The sequence below is a fragment of the Herbaspirillum lusitanum P6-12 genome, assembly GCF_000256565.1.
Taxonomy (GTDB): domain Bacteria; phylum Pseudomonadota; class Gammaproteobacteria; order Burkholderiales; family Burkholderiaceae_D; genus Herbaspirillum; species Herbaspirillum lusitanum.
Genome location: NZ_AJHH01000031.1, coordinates 1 through 2,271, shown reverse-complemented (window position 1 = coordinate 2,271; position 2,271 = coordinate 1). Strand labels below are relative to the sequence as shown.

1 protein-coding gene and 1 pseudogene are annotated in these 2,271 nt (G+C 61.6%); one reads left to right on the top strand and one right to left on the bottom strand.

The genetic code is table 11. The annotated features are described in order from the left end of the window. Positions 1–94 precede the first annotated feature (94 nt). Complete coding sequence (locus HLUSI_RS0101355) at positions 95–583, bottom strand: Lrp/AsnC ligand binding domain-containing protein (RefSeq protein WP_016832249.1); 489 nt, start codon at positions 581–583, stop codon at positions 95–97. Between the two features lie 105 nt (positions 584–688). On the opposite strand from HLUSI_RS0101355, the pseudogene HLUSI_RS0101350 reads away from it, so the two are divergent. After that, positions 689–2,128, top strand: a pseudogene (locus HLUSI_RS0101350) (D-amino acid dehydrogenase); the annotation flags it as partial. Positions 2,129–2,271: the final 143 nt, after the last annotated feature.

Sequence of the window (2,271 nt, the reverse complement as noted above, 5' to 3'; positions counted from 1 at the left end):
GGCGTGCAGTTCCGCTACGACGTCGACATCCAGGCGCCGTCGGGAGACTTAAAAAATATTGCGTTGGAAAATTGCCTCATTTTCCTTGCCGCCCTCACTCCTCCAGCGGCAAGGCCAGCGTCTCCTTGATTTCTTCCATCACCACATAGCTCTTGGACTGCGCCGCGCCCGGCAGCTGCAGCAGGATGTCGCCGAGCAGTTTGCGGTATTCCGCCATGCCGCGGATGCGCGCCTTGATCAGGTAATCGAAGTCGCCCGAGACCAGATGGCATTCCTGCACCTCCGGGATGCGCAGCACCTCGCGGCGGAACTGCTCGAACATGTTGCCCGACTTGTGGTTGAGCGTGATCTCGACGAACACCAGCAAGGTCGCGCCCAGCGTGGCCGGATCGATGCGCGCGTAATAGCCGCTGATGACGCCGTCGCGCTCCATGCGCTTGACGCGCTCGATGCAAGGCGTGATCGACAGCCCGACCTGCTCTCCCAGCTCTTTCATCGAGATGCGGCCGTCCTTTTGCAAGACCGCCAGGATGCGACGGTCGAGCTTGTCCAGGGTGCGTACCGAAAGTTGCTGAGTTCTCATTATTTATTCTCGTTTTTAGCCATTAATACCATAACAAAGACTGGCTCATTACCAATATCATGGTTTTATATTCTACATACTCATCATCATTTCGGGGAATCCATCATGCGCGTCGTCATTCTGGGCAGCGGGGTCATCGGCGTCACCAGCGCCTACTATCTTGCCAGGGCCGGCCATCAGGTTACGGTGCTCGACCGTCAACCCGGACCGGCACTCGAAACCAGCTTCGCCAACGCCGGCCAGATCTCGCCCGGCTACGCCTCGCCGTGGGGCGCGCCCGGCATTCCGCTAAAAGCCCTGAAATGGATGTTTGAAGAACACGCGCCGCTGGCAATCCGCCCTGACGGCACGCTGCAGCAATTGCGCTGGATGTGGCAGATGCTGCGCAATTGCAGCGCCGACCGCTATGCCGTCAACAAGGAACGCATGGTGCGCCTGGCCGAATACAGCCGCGATTGCTTCCGCGAATTGCGCGCCGCCACCGGCATCGACTACGAAGGCCGTCAGCAAGGCACGCTGCAGCTGTTTCGCACGCAGGAGCAGTTCGACGGCGCCGCCAAGGACATCGCCGTGCTGCGCCAGAGCGGCGTGCCGTTCGAACTGCTCAGCCGCGAACAACTGGCCGGCGCCGAACCTGCGCTGGCCAAGGTAAGCCACAAGCTGACCGGCGGCCTGCGCCTGCCCAATGATGAAACCGGCGACTGCCAGCTGTTCACCACCAAGCTGGCGAAGATGGCCGAAGAACTCGGCGTGCAGTTCCGCTACGACGTCGACATCCAGGCTAGTGCGCGGCGATGCTTACGTGGTGGCGCTGGGTTCGTACTCCGCCAACTTCCTGCGTCGCATCGTCGACATTCCGGTGTATCCGCTGAAGGGCTATTCGATCACCGTGCCGGTGGTCGACTCCCGCGCCGCGCCGGTCTCGACCATCCTCGACGAAACCTACAAGATCGCCGTCACCCGCTTCGACAACCGCATCCGCGTGGGCGGCATGGCGGAAGTGGTCGGTTTCAACAGGAGCTGGTGCGCGGCGATGCTTACGTGGTGGCGCTGGGTTCGTACTCCGCCAACTTCCTGCGTCGCATCGTCGACATTCCGGTGTATCCGCTGAAGGGCTATTCGATCACCGTGCCGGTGGTCGACTCCCGCGCCGCGCCGGTCTCGACCATCCTCGACGAAACCTACAAGATCGCCGTCACCCGCTTCGACAACCGCATCCGCGTGGGCGGCATGGCGGAAGTGGTCGGTTTCAACAAGGAGCTCAACCCGAAGCGCCGCGCCACACTGGAGCTGGTCGTCAACGATCTGTTCCCGGGTGCCGGCAATACTGCGCAGGCCAGCTTCTGGACCGGGCTGCGGCCGATGACGCCGGACGGCACTCCAATCGTCGGCGCCACGCCGTTGAACAACCTGTTCCTCAACACCGGCCACGGTACGCTCGGCTGGACCATGTCGTGCGGCTCGGGCCAATTGCTGGCCGATCTGATCTCAGGCAAGCGCCCGGCGATTGCTGCGGATGATTTGTCGATGGCGCGCTATCTTGGGCAGCGGCAATTTTCCTCGGCGGTCACTGCATGACGCCGGCATAACCTGGAATAACCTCGCATAAGGCACGCCAACTCTTCACGCGACTTTCCATTACGCAGGACTTGAAGTCAACCTACCAGGCCGAAGCATTGCTGCTTCGG

Bases quoted from the DNA above. Each gene is read 5' to 3' on its own strand.
- HLUSI_RS0101355 (WP_016832249.1), bottom strand. From the start codon at position 583: ATGAGAACTCAGCAACTTTCGGTACGCACCCTGGACAAGCTCGACCGT.